At 69.1% G+C, this 20,456-nt stretch carries 20 protein-coding genes; 10 read left to right on the top strand and 10 right to left on the bottom strand.

Annotation, left to right across the window (positions count from 1 at the left end; translation table 11 throughout):
* Nucleotides 1-134: 134 nt before the first annotated feature.
* A complete protein-coding gene (locus ACFXIV_RS06850; RefSeq protein WP_379398241.1) occupies nt 135-800 on the bottom strand; it encodes a hypothetical protein in 666 nt (221 codons plus the stop codon).
* A 151-nt stretch (nt 801-951) separates the two neighbouring features.
* Nucleotides 952-1,575 carry a carbonic anhydrase gene (locus tag ACFXIV_RS06845; protein WP_379398239.1) on the bottom strand — a complete coding sequence of 208 codons (624 nt, stop codon included), beginning with the start codon at nt 1,573-1,575 and terminating at the stop codon, nt 952-954.
* A gap of 194 nt (nt 1,576-1,769) precedes the next feature.
* Between ACFXIV_RS06845 and ACFXIV_RS06840 the strand changes: the two genes are divergently transcribed.
* Nucleotides 1,770-2,636, top strand: a complete 867-nt coding sequence (locus tag ACFXIV_RS06840) for an A/G-specific adenine glycosylase (protein ID WP_379398237.1) — start codon at nt 1,770-1,772, stop codon at nt 2,634-2,636.
* 33 nt (nt 2,637-2,669) lie between these two features.
* Here the strand turns inward: ACFXIV_RS06840 and ACFXIV_RS06835 are convergent, their stop codons facing one another.
* The 5 genes from ACFXIV_RS06835 to kstR all read right to left on the bottom strand — a co-directional run bounded on the left by ACFXIV_RS06835 (nt 2,670) and on the right by kstR (nt 9,259).
* Nucleotides 2,670-3,548 carry a metal ABC transporter permease gene (locus ACFXIV_RS06835; protein ID WP_379398235.1) on the bottom strand — a complete coding sequence of 293 codons (879 nt, stop codon included), beginning with the start codon at nt 3,546-3,548 and terminating at the stop codon, nt 2,670-2,672.
* Complete coding sequence (locus ACFXIV_RS06830; protein WP_379398233.1) at nt 3,545-4,597, bottom strand: metal ABC transporter ATP-binding protein; 1,053 nt, start codon at nt 4,595-4,597, stop codon at nt 3,545-3,547. The genes ACFXIV_RS06835 and ACFXIV_RS06830 overlap by 4 nt, the downstream gene beginning before the upstream one ends.
* 27 nt (nt 4,598-4,624) lie before the next feature.
* Entirely contained in the window at nt 4,625-5,572 is a 948-nt protein-coding gene (locus ACFXIV_RS06825) for a metal ABC transporter solute-binding protein, Zn/Mn family (RefSeq protein WP_379398231.1), read from the bottom strand.
* Between the two features lie 199 nt (nt 5,573-5,771).
* Nucleotides 5,772-8,342, bottom strand: coding sequence for a trehalose-phosphatase (otsB, locus tag ACFXIV_RS06820; protein WP_379398229.1), 2,571 nt, complete (start codon nt 8,340-8,342; stop codon nt 5,772-5,774).
* Nucleotides 8,343-8,602: 260 nt separating this feature from the next.
* Nucleotides 8,603-9,259, bottom strand: coding sequence for a cholesterol catabolism transcriptional regulator KstR (kstR, locus tag ACFXIV_RS06815; RefSeq protein ID WP_379398227.1), 657 nt, complete (start codon nt 9,257-9,259; stop codon nt 8,603-8,605).
* A gap of 162 nt (nt 9,260-9,421) precedes the next feature.
* Between kstR and ACFXIV_RS06810 the strand changes: the two genes are divergently transcribed.
* The 7 genes from ACFXIV_RS06810 to ACFXIV_RS06780 all read left to right on the top strand — a co-directional run bounded on the left by ACFXIV_RS06810 (nt 9,422) and on the right by ACFXIV_RS06780 (nt 17,449).
* Nucleotides 9,422-11,602, top strand: a complete 2,181-nt coding sequence (locus ACFXIV_RS06810; RefSeq protein ID WP_379398225.1) for an acyl-CoA dehydrogenase family protein — start codon at nt 9,422-9,424, stop codon at nt 11,600-11,602.
* Between the two features lie 26 nt (nt 11,603-11,628).
* Nucleotides 11,629-12,696 carry an acyl-CoA dehydrogenase family protein gene (locus ACFXIV_RS06805; RefSeq protein ID WP_379398223.1) on the top strand — a complete coding sequence of 356 codons (1,068 nt, stop codon included), beginning with the start codon at nt 11,629-11,631 and terminating at the stop codon, nt 12,694-12,696.
* Nucleotides 12,681-13,850: an acyl-CoA dehydrogenase family protein gene (locus ACFXIV_RS06800; protein WP_379398221.1), complete on the top strand. Its 1,170-nt coding sequence runs from the start codon at nt 12,681-12,683 to the stop codon at nt 13,848-13,850. The genes ACFXIV_RS06805 and ACFXIV_RS06800 overlap by 16 nt, the downstream gene beginning before the upstream one ends.
* Before the next feature lie 120 nt (nt 13,851-13,970).
* Entirely contained in the window at nt 13,971-14,936 is a 966-nt protein-coding gene (locus ACFXIV_RS06795) for a bifunctional MaoC family dehydratase N-terminal/OB-fold nucleic acid binding domain-containing protein (RefSeq protein ID WP_379398219.1), read from the top strand.
* Nucleotides 14,933-15,346, top strand: a complete 414-nt coding sequence (locus tag ACFXIV_RS06790; RefSeq protein WP_364606405.1) for a MaoC family dehydratase — start codon at nt 14,933-14,935, stop codon at nt 15,344-15,346. The genes ACFXIV_RS06795 and ACFXIV_RS06790 overlap by 4 nt, the downstream gene beginning before the upstream one ends.
* Entirely contained in the window at nt 15,343-16,518 is a 1,176-nt protein-coding gene (locus tag ACFXIV_RS06785; RefSeq protein ID WP_379398217.1) for a lipid-transfer protein, read from the top strand. The genes ACFXIV_RS06790 and ACFXIV_RS06785 overlap by 4 nt, the downstream gene beginning before the upstream one ends.
* An 82-nt stretch (nt 16,519-16,600) precedes the next feature.
* Nucleotides 16,601-17,449 (top strand): helix-turn-helix transcriptional regulator, encoded by an 849-nt coding sequence (locus ACFXIV_RS06780; protein ID WP_379398215.1) that lies wholly within the window; start codon nt 16,601-16,603, stop codon nt 17,447-17,449.
* Between the two features lie 21 nt (nt 17,450-17,470).
* Here ACFXIV_RS06780 and ACFXIV_RS06775 read toward each other — a convergent pair whose 3' ends face one another.
* A complete protein-coding gene (locus ACFXIV_RS06775) occupies nt 17,471-17,905 on the bottom strand; it encodes a PIN domain-containing protein (protein ID WP_379398213.1) in 435 nt (144 codons plus the stop codon).
* Nucleotides 17,902-18,120: a type II toxin-antitoxin system VapB family antitoxin gene (locus ACFXIV_RS06770; protein WP_379383220.1), complete on the bottom strand. Its 219-nt coding sequence runs from the start codon at nt 18,118-18,120 to the stop codon at nt 17,902-17,904. Before ACFXIV_RS06770 ends, ACFXIV_RS06775 begins: the two co-directional genes overlap by 4 nt.
* Before the next feature lie 231 nt (nt 18,121-18,351).
* Here ACFXIV_RS06770 and ACFXIV_RS06765 point away from each other — a divergent pair, with 231 nt between their 5' ends.
* Nucleotides 18,352-18,669, top strand: coding sequence for a hypothetical protein (locus ACFXIV_RS06765; protein WP_379398211.1), 318 nt, complete (start codon nt 18,352-18,354; stop codon nt 18,667-18,669).
* On the opposite strand, the gene ACFXIV_RS06760 is transcribed toward ACFXIV_RS06765, so the two are convergent.
* On the bottom strand, nt 18,662-19,279 hold the full coding sequence (locus ACFXIV_RS06760; protein WP_379398209.1) for a TetR/AcrR family transcriptional regulator: 618 nt from the start codon (nt 19,277-19,279) through the stop codon (nt 18,662-18,664). The two genes, ACFXIV_RS06765 and ACFXIV_RS06760, sit on opposite strands and share 8 nt — an antisense overlap.
* A gap of 79 nt (nt 19,280-19,358) precedes the next feature.
* Here ACFXIV_RS06760 and zapE point away from each other — a divergent pair, with 79 nt between their 5' ends.
* Nucleotides 19,359-20,330 carry a cell division protein ZapE gene (gene zapE / locus ACFXIV_RS06755; RefSeq protein WP_379398207.1) on the top strand — a complete coding sequence of 324 codons (972 nt, stop codon included), beginning with the start codon at nt 19,359-19,361 and terminating at the stop codon, nt 20,328-20,330.
* The last annotated feature ends 126 nt before the right edge of the window (nt 20,331-20,456 follow it).

The following is a 20,456-nucleotide window of genomic DNA, read 5'->3' as shown; positions in this document are numbered from 1 at the left end:
CAAAACCTATGGCGGCCGGGTATCCTATTCCGCGCCGCCCCGGATTGGGTTCCGAATCCCCCGCAATTCGCCAAAACGGGCGGAGGCCCGGATCCGATCGATCGGATCCCGGCCTCCGCCGCAGTGTGCTGAATTCAGGCGAGATTGAAGGGCTCCGGGGCGCTGCGGACCGAACCGAGTTGCGCCACAACGGTGTAGGGGCCCGCCGGAACGGGAACGCGGTCGCCCGCGCAGTTGGGCTGGGAGGTGGCGCCGGACCAGGTGACGGTGAAGGCGGCCTGCTGGCCGGGGGCCAGGGTGTGCAGGTCGGGGGTGCCGTCCGGGTAGCAGTCGGTGCTGGACCACAGCCTGCGCTGGCCGTCCAGGGACTGGACCTGGACCAGCTGCAGGCCCGACCCCATATCGCGTTCGCAGGCGGCGCTGGAGATATTGGTGATGACGATGCCGAACTGCGGCTGCTCGCCGACCCGGTACGTGGGCTGCCCGACGGTCACCTTCACGGCGAGCGACTGGTCGGGGCACAGACCCAGCGCGGCGGGAGGGATGGCGGTCGGGGCGGCGGCAGCGGACGGCTTGGCCGCGCTCGGCTCCGGGGCGCTCGCGGAACTGCTCGCGGCCTTGGTGGTGGCCGCGGCGCTCGAGGTGGTGGCCTTGGCGTCCGTCTTGTGGTCGCCGCCGCCCTTCAACAGCGCGAAGGGCACCCAGATCACCAGCGCGAGGCCGAGCACCATCGCGCCGATCGCGACCGCGCGACGGCGCCAGTAGATTTCGGGTGGCAGTGGTCCGTTCGGTTCCAGCACGGTGTCAACGGTAAGGGCACCGTCCGGGTCATCCCGAGCAGGGTGTCGGCGTGTCGGACGTGAAAGCGCCTACGGGGGCGGTAAATTCCGCCGCCCGCGGGAGCGAAACGCGCATCCCCGGCAGAACCGACGCCACCCCGTTCGAGCCGGGCTAGACCACTTCGCCGATGTTGCCGATGACGCGGTGCAGCTTGATCTCGCCGTCGCCGAGGTTGTAGGTGACACAGGCGATGGCGCACTCGCCGGTGGCCACCCGCTGGGAGATGATCATCGACCGCTGCATGAGCAGGCGGGCGGTCTCCTCGACGTGGCGGGCCTCGAGCTCGTCGACCGATTCCAGGCCCTCGCGCCGGCCGATGAGGATGGACGGGGTGACACGCTCGACGACCGAGCGGATGAACCCGCCGGGGACATTGCCGTGGTCGAGGGCGTCGATGGTGGCGCGGACCGCGCCGCAGCTGTCGTGGCCGAGCACGATGATCAACGGCACCGACAGCACCTGGACGCCGTATTCGATGGAGCCCAGCACCGAGGCGTCGATGACGTGACCTGCGGTGCGGACCACGAACATGTCGCCGAGACCCTGATCGAAGATGATCTCGGCGGCGACGCGAGAGTCGCCGCAGCCGAACAGAACTGCCGAGGGCTGCTGCCCGGCGACGAGCTTGGCCCGGTCGGCCGCGCCCTGGCTAGGGTGCTGCAACGTGCCGTTGACGAAGCGCTCGTTGCCTTCGCGCAAGGCTTTCCAGGCACTGATCGGGTTGTTGTGCGGCATGTGTCCCATTTTCCATAGCCCTCTGGTTACCGGCGAGTCCTCAGCGTTACGGTCGGGCAAAGACGCGCCGACCGGATCGCTGCGCGCCCGGTGAGCCGCCGGGTGGGCGGAAACCGGCCTCGCCGAAATGGATACCATCGCGCGTGGCGGCGTGCGGGATTTCCCGGCTCCGAAACGGCCGGGAGGAGGCGAAGGTGGACAGCGACGCGCTCATCGACTGGTATCGCGAGACCGCGCGGGACCTGCCGTGGCGACGGCCCGGCGTCACGGCGTGGCAGATCCTCATGAGCGAGATCATGCTGCAGCAGACGCCGGTGGTGCGGGTCGAACCCATTTGGCGGGAGTGGGTGGCCCGCTGGCCGGTGCCCTCCGCCATGGCGGCCGCACCGCAGGGCGACGTCCTGCGGGCCTGGGGCAAACTCGGCTATCCGCGGCGCGCGCTGCGGCTGCACGAGTGCGCCCGGGTGCTGGCCGAGGAGCACGGCGACGAGGTGCCGGCCGACGTGGACGTGCTGCTGAGCCTGCCCGGGATCGGGGCGTACACCGCCCGTGCCGTGGCCTGTTTCGCGTACGGGCAGCGAGTTCCGGTGGTGGACACCAATGTTCGCCGCGTGGTGGCCCGCGCCGTGCACGGCCGCGCCGAGGCGGGCAATCCGGCGAACCGCGATCTCGCGGAAACCGAGTCCCTGCTGCCCGCGCGGGTCGACCGGGCCGCCGTCATGTCTGCCGCCCTGATGGAACTGGGCGCGCTGATCTGCACCGCGCGGACCCCGGATTGCGAGCGCTGCCCACTTCCCGTGTGCGCCTGGGTCACCGCGGGCCGCCCGGCCTCCGAGGTGGTGCGGCGCGTGCAGAAGTACGAGGGCACCGACCGGCAGGCGCGGGGCCGCCTGCTCGACGTCCTGCGCGGGGCGTCGGGTCCCGTGGAGCGGGTTCGGCTGGACCTGGCCTGGACTCGCGATCCGGGCCAGCGGGATCGGGCCCTGGATTCGCTGCTGGTGGACGGCCTCATCGAGCAGACCCCCGACGGCCTGTTCGCGCTGGCGGGCGAGGGCAGCTGATCGCAGCCGGTTTCGCGGGATCCGGTGCGAAACTCAGGCGGCGACGAGGACTCCGCGGCGATTGCGTGTGCGGCTGCCCACCACCCGGCAGATCAGGTAGATCGTGAACGAGATGGTGGTGACGAAGGTCGAGATCGGGACGCCGGGGGCCAGCGACAGCAGAATGCCTCCGACGGCGGCGATCTCGGCGAACACGATCGACAGGATCGCCACCCGGGCCGGGCTGGCGGTGAGCTGGGCGGCCGCGGCGGCGGGAGTGATCAGCAGCGAGAGCACCAGCAGCGCGCCGACGATCTGGACGCCGAAGGCCGCGGTCACGCCGAGCAGCACGGCGAACACGATGGACAGCGCCCGCACCGGAACACCGCGCGCCACCGCCACTTCCGGATCCGCGCTGGCGAACAGCAGCGGGCGGTAGACGGCGGCCAGCACCACCAGCACGGCGGCGGTGCAGGTGGCCAGCAGGCCCAGGCCGGAATTCCCCACGCTGACCACCTGACCGGTCAGCAGCGAGAACTTGGAGCCCGCGCGTTCCGGGCCGAGCCACAGGAACAGCACCGACAGGCCGAGGCCGAAGGACAGCACCACGGCGATCACCGAATCACGTTCGCGAGCACGGGAACCCAGCACGCCGAACAGCACGGCCGCCACCACCGAACCGATGATGGCACCCAGGCCGACGCCGATGCCGGCCAGCAGCGCGGCCGCCGCGCCGGTCAGCGAGAGCTCGCTGGTGCCGTGCACGGCGAAGGACATCTGGCGGCTGATGATGAGCGGGCCGATGGCCCCGGCCAGCAGGCCGAGCAGGGCGGCGGCGAGCACCGCCTGCTGCACGAAGTCGTAGGACAGCAGATGGGCGGTGGTGGCGACGTCGAACATCTGCGAGAACAGCTTGGACAGCTTGTCGATCATGCCCGCGCCTCCGGTGCCTGCTTGCTGTGGCTGTGCTTGTCTTCGCCATGGCTGTGCCTGTTTTCGCCATGGCAGTGGGCCGCACCGGATTCGCCGAGGGCGTCCATGGCGTCGCCGGTGCCGACGACCACCAGGCGGCCCCGCACGCGCAGCACGTCCACCTCGGTGCCGTAGAGCTCGGAGAGGGTCTCGGAGGTCATGACCTCGTCGGGCGTGCCGATCCGGAACTGCCCGTCGACCAGGTACAGCACCCGATCCACCAGCGGCAGAATGGGATTGATCTCGTGCGTCACGAACAGCACCGCGGTGTCGTGGGTGCGCCGCCGCCGGTCGATGAGCTCGGAGACCAGCCGCTGATTCGCCAGATCCAGCGACAGCAGCGGTTCGTCGCACAGCAGCACCCGGGGATCACCGGCCAGCGCCTGCGCCACCCGCAGCCGCTGCTGTTCGCCGCCCGAGAGCGCGTCCAGCGGCGCGTAGGCGAACCTCTCCGCTCCCACGGCCGAGATCGCCGCCGCCACTTTGCGTTTGCGTTCCCTGCGCCCGCGCAGCCCGAGCCCCCACCGATGCCCGTCCACCCCGAGCCCGACGAGATCGACCCCGCGCAGCTGCGCCCCGCCCTCGATGGTCTTCTGCTGCGGCACATATCCGATATCCGGATTCCCCACCCGCACCGGCGATCCCGCGACCTCCGCGGTTCCCGCGGTCAGCCCCAGCTGCCCCAGCAGCATCCGCATCAACGACGTCTTCCCGGACCCGTTGGGCCCCAGCACCGCAATGAATTCCCCCGGCGTCACCTCGAGATCCAGCCCCTGCCACAACGTCCGCTCCCCGAACGACAGCCGCGCATTCGACAGCCGCACGGCCGGTGCGCCCCGGCCGCCGTGTGCGCTGCCTGCGCCCGTGGCCGGCGCGCCGGCGGCAGCGTTCGCCGTCGTTTCGACCTGCGCCGCAATGGTGTTCGTATCGGCGGTGAGGGCACAACCGGCTTCGGGCGTCGTCACGCCGGCGTCGGGTGCCTGCGCGGCCTGCGCGGGGTTCGCGGTCATGGTGGTACTCCCGGATGCGGCGGTCGGTCAGGAGAGGGCCTTGGCGAGGGCCTGGGCGTTGTTCGTCATCCAGGTGACGTAGTCCAGGCCCTTGGGGAGGGTTTCGGTGACCTCGACGACGGTGACGCCGGACTTGTCGGCGGTGGCGCGCAGGTCCTTGGTGAGTTTGTCCTCGGTCTGGATGTTGTAGACGAGGGCGCGGACCTGCTTGGCGCTCAACAGGTCTCGCGCGGTGGCCACGTCCTGGGGCGCGGGGTCGGTGCCCTGTTCGACGGCCTCCTGGAAGGCGTGCGGGGTCTTGTCGTCGGCCTTGGCGGCGGTGAGCAGGTAGGCGGCGAGCGGCTCGGTCTGCAGGACCGGCTGGTTCGGGTGCTCGGCGGCGATCTTGGCGGTCACGGCCTCGATGGGGGCCAGCTGCGCGGCGAAGGCGGCGGCGCGGTCGGTGAAGGCCTGCTTGTGGCCGGGGTCGATCTCGCCGAGGGCGTCGGCGATGTGCTGGGCGATGTGGCCGACCTGGTGCAGGTCGTACCAGACGTGCTCATTGGACTCGTGGTCGTGACCGGCGGCCTCGGTCCGCGCGGAAGTCGGTGCGGCCGAACCGCTCTCGTGCGCGTGATCGCCTTCGGTGGCGATGTCGAAGGCGTTGACCGTCTTCGTGTTCCGGCCCGCGATGGCCTTGTCGATGAACTCGTCGTAGTGGCCGCCGTTGTAGACGACCAGCTTGGCGTCGGTGATCTTGGCAGCGTCGGCGGGGGAGACCTCGAACGAGTGCGGGTCCACCGCGGGGTCGTCGATGATCGATTCGACGGTCACGTCCGGCCCGGCGACGGCCCGGGTGATATCGCCCCAGACATTGGTGGAGGCGACGACGGTCGGCTGATCGGAACTCTTGGCACTGCCGCAGGCGGTCACGGTGGCGACCGTCGCAAGTCCGGCGGCGAACACGGCGAATCCTCGGGCGAAGCTGGTGGTCACGCGGGGTACTCCTGGCACTGCGGCTTACTAGTAACGAAAACGATTGCCATTTGAATGTAGCGCAAACGACCGTTAGGTCCCTAGCCCCAGGTTGAGATGTGGCCTGCGACACCTGCGGCCTACCTCGGCCCCGTGCAGAAAACGGCCCCCGCGAACAGATGTTCGCGGGGGCCGCTTCGGTCGTGCAGTGCGGTCCGGCCTAGGTCATCGCCGCGACCGGCAGGCTCAGCAACTGCGCGCAGCGGAGCAGGCCGAGGTGCGAGTACGCCTGCGGGTGGTTGCCGAGCGAGCGTTCGGCGACCGGGTCGTACTCCTCGGAGAGCAGACCGGTCGGTCCCGCCACATCCACCAGCTGAGCGAACAACGCCTCGGCGTCCTCCCGCTTGCCGATGAGCAGGTACGCCTCCACCAGCCAGGCGGCGCACAGGTGGAACCCGCCCTCGCCGCCGGGCAGCCCGTCGTCGTGGTGGTACCGGTACACCGTCGATCCGCTGCGCAGCTCGGCCTCGGTGGCCACCACGGTGGCCGCGAACCGCGGATCCGAGGGATCGATCAGCCCGCTGAGCCCGATGTGCAGCGTGGCGGCGTCGAGGTCGGTGCCGTCGTAAGCCGCTGTGTAGGACTGGACTTCGTCGTTCCAGCCCTCGGTGCGGACCTCGTCGGCAATGGTGTCGCGCAGCGGCTCCCACTCGGGATCCGCCGGCCGCCCGAACTGCCGGGACAGGGTGAGCGCCCGGTCCACGGTGAGCCAGCCCATGACCTTGGAGTAGACGTGGTGGCGCGGATTGCCGCGGATCTCCCAGATGCCGTGGTCGGCCTCGCGCCAGCGGCGCTGCACCGCGGAGACCATGGCGTGCACCAGTTCCCAGTCCGCATCCGGCAGCGCCTTCGCGGGATCGTTGATGCCCTTGCGTTCCCGCGCGTGCGCGAGCTGGGAGATGAGATCCACGATGGGCCCGAACACGTCCAGCTGCACCTGCATGTTCGCCGCGTTGCCGACGCGCACCGGCCGCGAGCCGGCGTAGCCGGGCAGCTGGTCGATGACGGCCTCGGGGGGCAGCGTCTCGCCGTAGAGCGTGTACAGCGGGTGCAGTCGCTCGGGTCCGGGCAGGGTCTCGAGCACCCGGTGCACCCAGGCCAGCAGATCCTCGGCCTCGCTGAGCGAGCCCAGCGAGACCAGCGCGGACGCGGTGAGCGAGGCGTCGCGCAGCCAGCAGTAGCGGTAGTCCCAGTTGCGCACGCCGCCGATGTCCTCGGGCAGCGAGGTGGTGGCCGCGGCCAGGATGGATCCGGACGGCGAGTGCACCAGCCCGCGCAGGGTGAGCGCCGAGCGCTTCATCAGATCCGGCTTGAGCGGCGGCAGTTCGAGCGTGCCCACCCATTCGGCCCAGTACCGCTCGGCCTCCCGGCGGCGGTCCGACTCGGCCCGCATGGCGGGCGCGAGATCGGAGGTGCCGCAGCGCATTTCGAGCACGATCGGTCCCTGGCGCGGGTCGACCACGGCGCGGGCCGTGTGGTGGTTGCCGTCGTCGATGATCTCCCATTCCACGCCGGGGGAGCGCAGCACGATCGGATCGTTGGGGCCCTCCACCTTGAGCCCGCCGGTCGCGGGCAGCAGCCGCACCGGCACCTGCCCGAATTCGGGGCGCGGCGCGAAGGTGATGACCGCTTTGGCGTCACCGGTGATGACGCGGGTCAGGTCGGTGCGCTCGGGTACCACGTCGTGCGGCAGGTAGTCGACGACCTGCAAACTGGACCAACGGGTTTCGACGGTCATGGTGCCGTCGACATAGCGCTGCGACAGCGGCAGGCTGGCGCGCTCGGGCTGAATGGTGAAGTGGCCCGCGCCCGGTCCGCCCAGCAGATGGGCGAAGACGGCGGCGGAATCGGGTTCGGGGTGGCACAGCCAGGTGACGGTGCCGTCCGGTGTGACAAGGGCTTTGGAGCGCGGGCTGGCCAGCATGGTCAGCCGCTCGATTCGAGGGGCGGAGGCACCTGCCAACCACGTGCGGCGTTCCTCGAGGAGGAACGCCAGCGCCTTCGACACCTCCTCGGTGCTGGCTACCCGGTATTCGGCCAGCGATTCGCCGTCGCCGACCTTGATGCCGACGTCCGGTCCGGAGAGGCGTTTGAAGGCCTTCTCGTCGGTGACGTCGTCGCCGATGAACAGTGCCGCCGAGGCGCCCTGCTGATGCCGGACGATATCGAGTGCCGCGCCCTTGTCGGTCTCGACCACCGCGAGTTCGATGACCTCCTTGCCCTCCGTGGTCTGCACGCCGACCCAGCTGGCCGGGCCCTGGCGCACCGCAAAGACTGCGCGACGGCCGATTTCGGGGCTGGCATTGCGGACGTGCAGGGCCACACTGGCCGGTTTGATCTCGACGGAAGCGCCCGGATTGTCCTGAGCGATCTGCGTCAGGGTCGTGGTGACCTCCTGCAGCAGCTGTTTCGCGTCATTGTCGATGGCGTGCACGAAGCCGACATCGAATTCCGAACCGTGACTACCGATCAGCTGCACCTCGACAGGCAGCCGGGACAGGGCCGCGAGATCGCGCAGGGCGCGACCGGAGATCACGGCGGCGGTGGTTCCGGTGAGTCCGGCGAGAGCGCGTAAGGCACTCACCGACTCCCGATGGGGATAGGCCTTGGTCGGGTCGGAGACGATGGGCGCGATCGTCCCGTCGTAGTCCGAAGCGACCAGCAACCGTGGCACGCGGGCGATGGCCGACAGGGCACGGCGAAGTTCCAGTGACAAATCCTGTGCGCTCACGCATCCAACCTAGTGATCGGAGGAGATTTTTCAGGGCGCGAGTGATGCTACTGGGTCTTGATTGCTCACTCGTGTGTGCGGTGATACATAGCGTTTACAAGACACTTCCGGGTCGTTCACGCTTTTTGTGAGACACGCGCGGGTTGCTCTGCGTTCACCTGGGCTGACCAGCGGGGTTCCAGCAAACGCGCAACGGGCTGCCCGGTTCTCCGGACCGGGCAGCCCGTTGCGCATCGAGCGAACGCAAGTGTGCGTTCGTGCTATTCGTTGCCGCTGCCGCTGCCGATGAGCAGATCGACGGTGAGCTCCAGGCGCTCGGTCACATCGGTGGCCGAGGCGCGGCGGGTCAGCCACGCAACCAGATTCGACAGCCACACATCGGAGATGACGCGGGCGATGGCGAGCTGGCGGTCGCTGGGAACCTCGTCGGAGAGGGCACGGGCGAAGAACCGGTCCATCACCTTGCCGACCCGATCGACCTCGGCGGCCGCGGAGGCGTCGGCGAACATGAAGGCGCGGGTCATGGCCTCGGTGAGCAGCGGGTCGCGCTGCATGGCCCGGGTGACCTGGGTGAGCAGCAGGTGCATGCGCTCCTGCGGGGTGGCGCCGGCGAGCGGCTTGCGCCGGCCCTCGAACTGCTCGAATTCCCGGGCCAGGGCGGACACCAGCAGGTGCACCTTGGACGGGAAGTACCGGTAGAGCGTGCCGACGGCGACATCCGCGCGTTCGGCGACCGCTCGCATCTGGACCGCGTCGTAGCCACCCTTGGATGCCAGCGCGAGCGTGGCGTCGAGGATGCGCTTGCGTCGGTCGCGCTGCGCCGCCGAGCTCAGATCCTCCTCGCTGAGGGTGGTGACGGGCGCGGTGCGTCCACCGGGCACCCCGTCGGCGGCCTGCGATCGGGAGGGACTGGCCATCGGTTGAGAGTCCTTTCCTGCACGAATCGTTCGGTTCATCTCACCCAGCGTCGACTGGGCACGAGTTCGTACCGCGTCCGGGACGGCGCTTGACTTCGGCCCGGCTCGAACATTAGAACATGTTCTAGGAGCTGAAGTCACGCCGGAAAGGCGGTATGGAGTGTGACCATAGCCACCACTGACGAGCATAAAGCCGTCCAGGAGTCGATGCGCGGATGGGCAACCGCCGTGCGCCCGATTGCAACAATGCGTTCCAGAGCACAGACGGAACTGCGTTCCGGCGCGCCCGATTTCTGGCGCGAGTACTGGCCGCGCCTGGCCGATCTCGGAATTTTCCGGGTCGCGGTGCCGGAGGAGGCCGGGGGCGCGGGTGGGACCGTCGGGGATCTGGCCGTGCTGGTGGAGCAGGCGGCACATGACCTGGTCGGCGGACCGGTGCTCTCGACGGCGTTGGCGGGACTCGTCGCCGGCGAGGCGCTCGACGAGATTACGCCATGCGGCGTCGCGCTCGCGGGCGAAATCGCAATATCCGTGGGCGAATCGGGCGCCTCGGTGTCCGGTGAGTGGGACTCGGTTCCGGGCGCCGCACCGGGTACGGCGGTGCTGGTCCCGGTGCGCGACGGTGATCGTCACCTGTGGGCGCTGATCGACGCCGACGCCGCCGGGCTGACCGTGGAGCCGCTGGCCGGCATCGACAAGACCGTGCCGGTGGCACGCGTGGTGTGCGCGGACGTCGCCGTGGCCGCTGATCGCCTGTTCGAGCCCGGCTTCTCCGTGCTGGACCTGGCCGCCACACTGGTCGCCGCCGAGGCCGCGGGCATCGCGGGCTGGTGCCTGGAGACCGCCACCGAATATGCGAAGGTGCGCGAACAATTCGGGCGCAAGATCGGCGAATTCCAAGCGGTCAAACACATTTGCGCGTGGATGCTGTGCCGGGCCGAACAGATTCGCGCCGTCGCCGCCGATGCGGCCGCCGCGGCGGACAGCGGTAGCGCGGAACTGCAGCTGGCCGCCGCCGTCGCCCTGTCCATGTCGCTGGATGCCGCGGTGGAGAATGCCAAGGATTGCATTCAGGTTCTGGGCGGAATCGGTTTCACCTGGGAGCACGACGCGCATCTGTATCTGCGCCGGGCCACCGCGCTGCGGCAGCTGCTGGGCGGCACCGCGCGCTGGCGGGCCCGGGTCGCCGAGCTGACCCTGGCCGGCATGCGCCGCACGGTCGGCGTCGACCTGGGCGCCGACGGCGAGCCCGGATCCGACTGGGAGACAGCCGGTCTGGATGCCGCCGAGGCGGCCGTGCTGGCGGCGGACCTGGCCAAGATCGCGGCGCTGCCGGAGCCGGAGCAGCGGGTGGCGCTGGCCGAGGCCGGACTGCTGGCCTCGCACTGGCCCGCGCCCTACGGTCGCGGCGCCGGACCCCTGCTGCGCACGCGCCTCGACGACCAGATCCGCCAGGCGGGTATCGCGCTGCCGGACATCGCGATTGCCAACTGGGCGATCCCGACCCTGCTGCAGTGGGGCACCCCCGAGCAGATCGAGCGCTACGCCATGCCGACGCTGACCGGTGAGGTCATCTGGTGCCAGCTGTTCTCCGAGCCGGGCGCCGGGTCTGACCTGGCAGCGCTGCGCACGGTGGCCGAACGGGTCGAGGGCGGCTGGAAGCTGCGCGGCCAGAAAGTGTGGACCTCGCTGGCGGATCGCGCCACCTGGGGCATCTGCCTGGCGCGCACCGACGCCTCCGCGCCGAAGCACAAGGGCATCAGCTACTTCCTGGTCGATATGAAGAGCGCGGGGCTGGATATCCGGCCGCTGGTGGAGATCACCGGTGAGGCGCGCTTCAACGAGGTGTTCCTCGACGACGTCTTCGTGCCGGACGACTGCCTGGTCGGTGAACTCGGCAATGGCTGGAAGATCGCCCGCTCCACCCTGTCGGCCGAGCGGGTCGCCATGGGCGGCAAGGGAATCGGGGACGAGCTGGAGGCATTGATCGCCGCCGCGCCGGCCTCGGGCCCGGGCGCGGAGCTGGTCGCGGACCGGCTCGGCGGGCTCGTCGCGGAATCGGTTGCCGGAACATTGTTGGAAGCTCGTGCGGCGCAGAAGCTGCTGTCCGGCGGGGACCCTGCCGCGCAGAGCAGCGTGCGCAAACTGGTCGGTGTGAGACACCGGCAGGCGGTAGCGGAATTCGCCGTCGAACTGTCTGGTGCGGCGGGCGCTCTGGAAACCGACGCGGTGAAAGAATTCCTGCTCACACGCTGTTTGTCGATTGCCGGCGGTACCGAGCAGATCCTGTTGACCGTCGCCGGTGAACGGATCCTCGGATTGCCCCGCGAGTCGCACGGCTAGTCCACACCTGAACCGGGAGCATTGCATTGGACTTCACCAGGGACGAGAGCCAGGACGCTGTCGCCGAGGTTGTCGTAAGTTTGCTGGAACGCGACAGCGCGCGTGATGTCGCGCTGTGGCCGATCATCGCGGGCAGCGGCCTGCTGGCCGTGCCGCTGCCCGAACGCTTCGGCGGCGACGATATGGGCCTGCTCGAGGTCGGGGCCATGCTCACCGAGCTGGCCCGCGCCGCCGCGCAGGCGCCCGCACTGGTCACCCTCGGCTTCGGCGTGCTGCCGCTGAAGGCGATCGGCCTGCCGGATGCCTTGGCGGAAAAGGTGTTTCCGGCCGTGGCCGAGGGCGCGGTGCTGACCGCCGCCCTGCACGAGCCCGGCTCGCCGTTCACGGTGAAGCCGGAGACCACCGCGGTGACCGACGGCGCCACAGTGCGGGTCACCGGCCGCAAGGTGGCGGTGCCCTACGCCGACACCGCACGCTGGATCCTGGTGCCCACCGACAGCGGCATCGCCGTGGTGGACGGTGACGCCGCGGGCATCACCCGCACCGCGAGCCCGACTTCCGATGGCGTGCCGGAGTTTTCGCTCCAGTTCGACCAGGTCGTGATCCCGGCCGAGCAGCTGCTGCCCGGCGGGCTCACCGAACTGCACCGGTTCGCGCTGGCGAGCCTCGGCGCGGTGGCCGACGGCCTGCTCGCCGGCGTGGTCTCACTGACCGCCGAGCACGTGCGCACCCGTCAGCAGTTCGGCCGCCCGCTGGCCGAATTCCAGGCGGTCGCACAGCAGATCGCGGATGTCTACGTGGCCTCGCGGACGCTGCACGCGGCCGCCTGCTCGGCGACCTGGGCGCTGGCTCAGGACGAACAGGGCGCCGAGCACCTGGAGCGCATCGACGACGATCTCGACGTGCTGGCGTACACGGTGGCAGCGGAACTGCCCGCGGCCATGCAGAAGTGCCACCACCTGCACGGTGGTCTCGGGGTGGATATCACCCATCCGCTGCACCGCTACTACTCACAGGCCAAGGACATCGCCCGCTGGCTCGGCGGCGAATCGTTCCGGCTGGACCGTTTGGGAGCCAGATGTTCATCGAACTGACCGCGGAGCAGCGCAAGCTGCGCGACGAACTGCGCACGTACTTCACCGGTCTCGTGACTCCCGAAGAGGAGGCCGAGATGCTGGTGAACCGGCACGGTGACGCCTACCGCGCGGTGGTCAAGCGCATGGGCCGCGACGGCAAGCTCGGCGTCGGCTGGCCCAAGGAGTACGGCGGGCAGGGCTTCGGGCCGCTGGAACAGCAGATCTTCTACAACGAGGCGGTCCGCGCCGACGTGCCGGTGCCGCTGGTCACGCTGCTGACCGTCGGCCCGGCGCTGCAGTCGTTCGGCACCGAGGAGCAGAAGCAGAAGTTCCTGCCCGGAATCCTCACCGGCGACGTACATTTCGCCATCGGCTACTCCGAGCCGGACGCCGGCACCGACCTGGCCGCGCTGCGCACCTCCGCGGTGCGCGACGCCGACGGCGACTGGATCGTCAACGGGCAGAAGATCTTCACCACCGGTGCGCACGAGGCCGACTACGTCTGGCTGGCCTGCCGCACCGGTTCCGCGGAGTCCCGGCACAGGGGCATCACGATCCTGATCGTGGACACCAGGGATCCGGGCTACTCGTGGACGCCGATCATCACCGCCGACGGCGCGCACCACACCAACGCCACCTACTTCGACAATGTCCGCGTCCCCGCGAACATGATGGTCGGCGAGGAGAACGGCGGCTGGAAGCTGATCACCACCCAGCTCAATCACGAGCGGGTGAGCCTGGGCCCGTCCGGCAAGATCGAGCAGCTCTACCACCGGGTGCACGACTGGGCGCAGGCCCAGGGCGTGCTCGGCGAGGCCGACGTGCGGCGCTCGCTGGGCCGCCTGCACGCCATGACGCGGCTGAACGAGCTGCTGAACTGGCAGGTGGCCTCCAATATGGAACGCCCCGACGCCGACCAGCGCGATGTCATCGCCGATGCCTCGGCGACCAAGGTGTTCTCCACCGAGGCGCTGCAGCAGGCGGGCCGCCTGGCCGAGGAGATCGTGGGCCGCTTCGGCGATCCCGCCGACCCGGCCACCGCGGAACTGCTGGTCTGGCTGGACAAGCGGACCAAGCAGAACCTGGTGGTGACCTTCGGCGGTGGCGTCAACGAGATCATGCGCGAGCTGATCGCCCAGATGGGCCTGCGCCTGCCCAGGGTCCCCAGATAGGAGCCACCCAACCGTGGAGAAGACGTACCCCAGGCGGACGAGATCATGCGCACTGTGCCCGATGGCCCAGATGGGCCTGCGCCTGCCGCGGGTTCCGCGCTAGATCGCAGAGGAGAGAGCGTGACGAAGAGTTTCACGGCCGACGAGATCCGCGAGGGCCTGGAGAAGATCAAGGCGGACGGTGAGTCCGCGGCGCGCGCGGGGCGCGATCCGATCAACCAGCCCATGATCAACAACTGGGTCGAGGCCCTCGGCGACGCCAACCCGATCTACGTGGACGAGGCCGCCGCCAAGGCGGCCGGGCACCCCGGCATCGTGGCCCCGCCCGCCATGGCGCAGGTGTGGACCATGCTGGGACTGGGCGGCGTCCGCGCCGACGACGACCCGATGACCCGCACCAACGACCTGTTCGACGCGGCCGGCTTCACCTCGGTGGTCGCTACCAACTGCGAGCAGGTCTACCACCGCTACCTGCAGCTCGGCGAGCAGGTTACGGTGCGGTCCAGCATCGGCGACATCGTGGGCCCCAAGCGGACCGGGCTCGGCGAGGGCTGGTTCACCACCTACCTCACCAACTGGTACGTGGGTGACGAGCTGGTCACCGAGATGAAGTTCCGCATGCTGAAGTTCGCGCCCGGCACCGGAAAGACGGCCGCTCCCAAGGAATCCGGCGAGGTGTCCGCGGAAGATCTGGCCAAGCGCGTGCGGCCGACCGTGTCCAAGGACACCGAGTTCTTCTGGGACGGAATCAAACTCGGTGAGCTGCGGATCCAGCAGCGGCCCGACGGCTCGCTGCAGCACCCGCCGGTTCCGGCGCTGTGGAAGGACCACTCGGAGCAGACCGACTATGTGGTCGCCTCCGGTCGCGGCACCGTCTTCAGCTTCGTGGTGCACCACGCGCCCAAGGTGCCCGGACGGCAGCTGCCGTACGTGATCGCCCTGGTCGAGCTGGAGGAGGGCGTGCGCATGCTCGGTGAGCTGCGCGGCATCGAGCCGGGCGAGGTCGAGGTCGGCCTGCCGGTCGAGGTGGGCTTCCTGAAGCTCGACGACGACAACACCGTGCCCTACTGGGAGGCCGTGAAATGACCACTGTCGAGCTCTCGGCCGTGCAGGTCGGAACCGTGTTGCCGGAGTTGGTGATTCACGCCGACACCACGTTCATCGTCTCGACGGCGCTGGCCACCCGGGACTTCCAGGACGTGCACCACGACCGCGACAAGGCGGTCGAGCGCGGGTCCAAGGACATCTTCGTCAACATCCTCACCGACACCGGTCTGGTGCAGCGGTTCGTGACGGACTGGGCGGGGCCGCGGGCCATCGTCAAGTCGATCGCGCTGCGGCTGGGCGTGCCGCTCTACGCGGGTGACACCCTCACCCTGAGCGGCACCGTGGCGGCCGTGGACGGCGCGGACATCACCATCGACGTGGTCGGCAAGGACTCGCTCGGCGACCACATCACGGCGAAAGCCGTCATCTCCCTGCAGGAGGCACAGTGAGTGGGCTGAGCCGTACCGCCGCCATCGTCGGCATCGGCGCGACCGACTTCTCCAAGGACTCCGGCCGCAGCGAACTGCGCCTGGCCGCCGAGGCTGTCACCGCCGCCCTGGCCGACGCGGGACTCACGCCCGCCGATGTGGACGGCCTGACGACCTTCACCATGGACACCAATACCCAGGCCGCCGTGGCGCGCGCCGCCGGTATCCCGTCCCTGAAGTTCTTCAGCAACATCCCCTTCGGCGGTGGCGCGGCCGCCGCGACCGTGCAGCAGGCGGCCATGGCGGTCGCGACCGGTGTCGCGGATGTCGTGGTGGCCTACCGGGCTTTCAACGAGCGCTCCGGAAACCGCTTCGGGCAGTTCGCGACTCACCTCGCGACCGGCAACCCGAGCTCCTCCGGCGTGGACAACGCGTTCTCCTACACCCACGGCCTGGGCACCCCGGCCGCGCAGGTGGCCATGGTGGCGCGCCGCTACATGCACGTATACGGCGCGCGCAGTGAGGATTTCGGCCGGGTGGCCGTCGCCGATCGCAAGCACGCGGCCGTGAACCCGGCGGCGCACTTCTACGGCAAGCCCATCACCCTCGAGGAGCACCAGGCGTCGCGCTGGATCGCGGAGCCGCTGCACCTGCTGGACTGCTGCCAGGAGACCGACGGCGGCGTGGCCATCGTGGTCACCAGTGCCGAGCGGGCCAGGGATCTGCCCAACAAGCCCGCGCTGATCGCCGGCGCCGCACAGGGTTCCGGTGCCGACCAGTACGTCATGACCAGCTACTACCGCGACGCCATGACCGGGCTGCCGGAAATGGGCCTGGTCGGCGACCAGCTGTGGGCGCAGAGCGGGCTGCGGCCGGAGGACATGCAGGCCGGCATCCTCTACGACCACTTCACCCCCTTCGTCCTCATGCAGCTGGAGGAGCTCGGCTTCTGCGGCCGCGGCGAGGCGAAGGACTTCATCGCCGACGGCGCCATCGAGATCGGCGGCCGCCTGCCGCTGAACACCCACGGCGGCCAGCTCGGCGAGGCCTACATCCACGGCATGAACGGCATCGCCGAGGGCGTCCGCCAGATCCGCGGCACCTCCGTGAATCAGGTCCAGGGCCTGGAGAACATCGTGGTCACCGCCGGCACCGGCGTACCGACCTCGGGTCTGGTGCTCACCGCCAACTGAGCGAGTCGCGAAGGCCCGGATGATCGCCGAGATCGTCCGGGCCTTTCACATGGAACCGCTTGGTATCCATAGAATCGGCCTGGTGTCCGACAAGTCTGAAATGGGCGAGTTTCTTCGGTCGCGCCGGGCGCGATTGCGGCCCGAGGACATCGGCTTGCCGGTGTGGGGGCGGCGGCGGGTGCCCGGGTTGCGGCGCGAGGAGGTCGCGCATCTGGCCGGGGTCAGTGTCGAGTACTACGTGCGGCTGGAACAGGGGCGGGCCGAGGCGGTTTCGGAGGGGATCGTCGATGCCATCGCCACCGCGCTGCTGCTGAGCGAGGACGAGCGACGGCACCTGCGCAATCTGGCGCGCCCACCGCGTTCGCTCTCCCGGGCGGGCGAACCGCTGCGCCCCGGGCTGCAGCAATTACTCGATTCCATGACCCGTGCGCCCGCGTATATCGTCGGGCATCGGACCGACATCCTGGGGTGGAACGCCGCCGCGGTGGCGGTATTCGGCATCGATTTCGCGGAACTGCCCGAATCCGAACGCACGTGGATGCATCTGATCTTCTTCGACCCGCACATCCGGGCGATCACGGCCGATGTGGCGGTGGTCGCGGGCCACATCGCCGCGGATATGCGGCTGCAGGCCAGCCACCGGCCCGACGACCCGGAACTGCGGGCCATACTGCGCGACATGAACGAGCGCAGTCCCGAGTTCCGGGAGTACTGGGAGACGCACGAGGTCAGCGACTTTCAATACGGCCGCTACATCGTGCACCACCCGCTCGTCGGCGACCTGCACCTGGATTACGAACTGCTCGATATTCCGGCCGATCCCGGGGTACGAGCCCTCATCGCCTACACCCCGGCGCCGGGCACCGATACCGCGCGGGCACTGGACTCATTGCTGGACGAGACCGCCTCCGAAGCCAAACGGTGCAGCTGATCCGCGAGCCGATGGCCGTGATCAGTCGATGGTGCCTTTCGGCACGACCCACACATGGGGCTGCCGGGTGACTGCGGCGATGTGCTCGAAGTCCACGTCGTAGTGGACGACGACCGCGTCGTGGAATTCGGCGACGGCAGCGGTCATGAGGTCGACGATCCCTGCTGAGCGATGCAGCCCCTGGCGAGCGAGCAACTGCTGAACCTCACGAGCACGATCAGCGATCGCCTCGTTGACAGGCAGGTTCACATAGAGGGCGCGGCGGCGTTGCGCGATCTTCTGCAGATCGGCCAGATTGCGGCCCGAGTATCCGGCTTCGAGATCAACGGTCACGCACGTGGCTGCGGCTCGGTTGGCGATCAGCCCGGTGATCACGGCGCGCACGGCGTCGTCGCGGATCCGCGAGGCAGCCGAAGTATCGATGAGGTGCAGTCGGAGCGGCGTGGGTTCGTTCAACGGCGGGCCCGGCGCATGACCTCGGGATCGCCGATGTCCGGGCCGATCCCGATGCTGTACGGGTCGTCGAGGATCTGTTCGATGCGTTGCCTGCGCTCGGCCACGAACTTGAGCGCGGCGTTGACCGTGTCCTTCTTCGTGGTGGTTCCGAGTTCCTTGGCGGCCAGGGCGAGAGCCTCGTCATCGAGGTCGATCATCGTCTTCATATATCTCATGATATGTCTCCGGCATTAGTGCCAGCAATATTCAGCAGGTATTCGGCACGGTCGCCGCTCTGGATTGCTGATCGACCCAAGTCGGTGCCGGTGCTGTTGCGGGGGCTGTCCCGAGGTATCCGGACATAGCGTCGCGTTCCTCGAAAGGGGTGCGGCTACGCAAGATTCGGTGGCGGTTACCGGCGAGGGCGTAGATTGGGGCGCAATTCATCTGTGGGGAAAGGGATCGCGATGACCTTGCGGGAACGGTTGAATGAGCTGCCGGTGATGGGGAGTGCGCCGGTGTACGGGGAACCGTACGAGACTTCCGATGGGACCACGATCATTACGGTCGCGGCCGTAAGTGGCTGGCGCGGGTCGCGGCCGCTCGGCGTATTCGTCGTCCGCGACGGTGAGGTCAAGTGGGAGCCGGCCGTGGACGGCTCCCGTATCGCGACCCTCGGTGTCCTCACCGGCCTGATCGCCGCGACCCTCGGCACCTTGGCCCTGGTCAAGCAGCCGCCGTGGCCGAACATGCGCATCTGGGATATCCGCTACCGCGCTAGCTGATGGCCCTGAACTGGGCGGACAATACGGCCGCCAGCTGATTCACGCTTTTCGCGGTACCCGGCGCGAGACCGGTGCGGGCGCCGGCGAAGCGGTCGAAGACCAGGCCCTCGAGGACCGCGATGAAATCGGCTGCGGCAGTGGCCGGGTCGGATGCGCCGAGGGTTTCGAACAGGGTGGTGGCGTGCCGGTGCGAGAAGAGCGAGCTCGCGAGTTTGTCGTGCATGTCGGCATCGCCGAGCAGTTCGATGATGAGGGCGTGGCGGGCGATCAGATGGTTGCGGCGTTGCGCGAGTAGACGATCCAGCCAGCCCGCGATGCCGGCGGCCAGCCGGTCCAGGGCGCTGTCCGTGAGGGTTCCGGGTGCTCCCGTCGGTGCCGCCAGGTCCGCTTGCCCGGTCGCGAAGTCGGTGCGGGAGCGGGTGGTGATGCGGTCCACGATGCCCTCCAGGAGGGCTCGTTTGGTGCGGAAGTAGTAGGACGTCGATCCTGCGGGGAGTTCCAGCGCGGTGTCCAGGGCGCGGTGGGTGAGCGCCCGGAGTCCTTGGGTGGCAATGAGATCGATGGCGCTGTCCACGATGAGGGTGCGCCGGTCGGGTGTGGAGGTGGTCACCTTTGCTCCTCTGCGGCTCCGTGATCCTCTACAACTATAGAGGAAGCTCTACAGAAGTAGAGGAAGCGGGGAGGTTGTCATGGAAACGCCGGAGATCGTGCTCGATGCCGACCAGCGCCACGCCGCCGCGCAGCTGGCCGCCATTGCCGCGCGGGTGGGCCGGAGGTGGCGGCGGCCGCGCGGGCTGTACCTGTACGGCGGTCCGGGGCGCGGCAAGACCATGCTCATGAACCGCTTCTTCGCATCGGTGCCCTCGAATCGCAAGCGGCGCTACCACTTTCACGCCTTCTTCGCGCAGTTGAATGCCGGAATCCACGAGTACGGGAATATCGACGCCTCGGTGGACGCGCTGCTCGGCGACGCGGATCTGATCTGCTTCGACGAATTCCATGTGCACGATTCGGGCGATGCCCGGCTCGTGACACGACTGCTGGACACGCTGTTCGCCCGGCGCGTCACCCTCGTGGTGACTTCGAACTATCCGCCGCGGGACCTGCTGCCCAACCCCCTCATGCACGGCATGTTCGTGCCGACCATCGAGCGGATCCTCGAGCACCTGGACGTGGTGGCGGTAGACGGTCCGCAGGACTACCGCATGCTCGGGGGCCGGCACACCGGCTTCGCCGCCGGGCACTACGTGGTCGGGGCCTGCCCGATGATCGGCGCGGTCGATCTGCCCGTCGCGCATCGGCGGCTGCACGCCCGCGCGCTGGAAAACGGGGAGCTCACTGTCGATTTCGCGGAGCTGTGCGGTATCCCGGTGTCGGCGGCCGATTTCCTGGAGCTCACCCGTGAGGTCCGCCGCTGGGTGGTGTGCGCGGTGCCGCCCATGGGGACGGTCCCGCCGGACTGGGTGATGCGCTTCGTGAACCTGGTCGACGTGCTCTACGACGCCGACCTGGAACTGTCGATCTTCGCCGACGTGCCGCTGGCGGAGCTGGGCGGTGCCGGCAATGGGGCGAGGGTGGCGATCGAGCGCGTCCCCGATCTCTACCGCACCCTGAGCCGGCTCGCGGAGCTGCGCGAACCGGCAAACCTCGAGTCTCGATAGCCGTTCGGCGAAGCCCCGGTGAACTGGCCGACTTGATCGACGTGCACGGTTCACGTGCCGTCAACGCGGAGGGGGTCTGGCGTTGCGGGCCGCTTCCTACCGTGGCGTCAGGAGCAGCACCGAACC

It is taken from the genome of Nocardia sp. NPDC059236, from assembly GCF_042754085.1.
GTDB lineage: Bacteria > Actinomycetota > Actinomycetes > Mycobacteriales > Mycobacteriaceae > Nocardia.
The sequence above is the reverse complement of the archived record's forward strand: the minus strand, read 5'-3'. Positions and strand labels throughout refer to the sequence as shown.

Coding starts and splice junctions, on each gene's coding strand:
- kstR (WP_379398227.1), bottom strand. CDS start 9,259: ATGGCCAGTCCCTCCCGATCGCAGGCCGCCGACGGGGTGCCCGGTGGA.
- ACFXIV_RS06835 (WP_379398235.1), bottom strand. CDS start 3,548: ATGATCGACAAGCTGTCCAAGCTGTTCTCGCAGATGTTCGACGTCGCC.
- ACFXIV_RS06830 (WP_379398233.1), bottom strand. CDS start 4,597: ATGACCGCGAACCCCGCGCAGGCCGCGCAGGCACCCGACGCCGGCGTG.
- ACFXIV_RS06790 (WP_364606405.1), top strand. CDS start 14,933: ATGACCACTGTCGAGCTCTCGGCCGTGCAGGTCGGAACCGTGTTGCCG.
- ACFXIV_RS06800 (WP_379398221.1), top strand. CDS start 12,681: ATGTTCATCGAACTGACCGCGGAGCAGCGCAAGCTGCGCGACGAACTG.
- ACFXIV_RS06845 (WP_379398239.1), bottom strand. CDS start 1,575: ATGCCGCACAACAACCCGATCAGTGCCTGGAAAGCCTTGCGCGAAGGC.
- ACFXIV_RS06770 (WP_379383220.1), bottom strand. CDS start 18,120: ATGAGATATATGAAGACGATGATCGACCTCGATGACGAGGCTCTCGCC.
- zapE (WP_379398207.1), top strand. CDS start 19,359: ATGGAAACGCCGGAGATCGTGCTCGATGCCGACCAGCGCCACGCCGCC.
- ACFXIV_RS06765 (WP_379398211.1), top strand. CDS start 18,352: ATGACCTTGCGGGAACGGTTGAATGAGCTGCCGGTGATGGGGAGTGCG.